This is a genomic window from Bradyrhizobium sp. NBAIM03 (genome assembly GCF_020194055.1).
Taxonomy (GTDB): Bacteria; Pseudomonadota; Alphaproteobacteria; order Rhizobiales; family Xanthobacteraceae; genus Bradyrhizobium; species Bradyrhizobium yuanmingense.
The window spans coordinates 1-437 of the sequence record NZ_JADYVS010000175.1; the positions used below are offsets into that span (position 1 = coordinate 1).

The 437-nt window shown below is 63.2% G+C and carries 1 protein-coding gene; it reads right to left on the minus strand.

Annotation, left to right across the window (positions count from 1 at the left end):
- Positions 1-65: 65 nt before the first annotated feature.
- Positions 66-437: DUF2863 family protein (locus I6F21_RS37960; RefSeq protein ID WP_225184413.1), on the minus strand; the 372-nt coding region annotated here is incomplete at its 5' end.

Below are 437 nucleotides of genomic sequence, written 5' to 3' on the forward strand. Positions count from 1 at the left end.
ATATGAACGATGGCGGAGCAATAAAAAAGCCACCCGAGGGTGGCTCTGATTGCGTGCGTCGCCGATCAGTGGAACAGCGGCTGCTGGGTCGGTGCGTCTTCCGGCATTTCTGCGTGGACGATTTCGGCCGAGCGGTCTGCGTAGAGCGGGGCCCCGCAGTCTTCGCAGTACTCGGGTTCGAAAAGCTGACCGTGGCGGAAGATATCTTCGATGCCGCAGGCGCGCAGCTCATCGCAGATCTGCTCAAGTGGGCTGCCCGGTTCGCCTTCCGCAGTGACATCCGTGGCCCCGCCATCGCGGCCGTACACGGGCCAGACGATGCCGTAGATGAGGTCTTTCTCGCCGCGCACCGTGAAGGCCACGCGGTATTCCTCGATCTGCTCTTCGCCGAATGCGCCGATGATGGCGCCGAAGCGGTTGGCCGGCATATCGAGCGC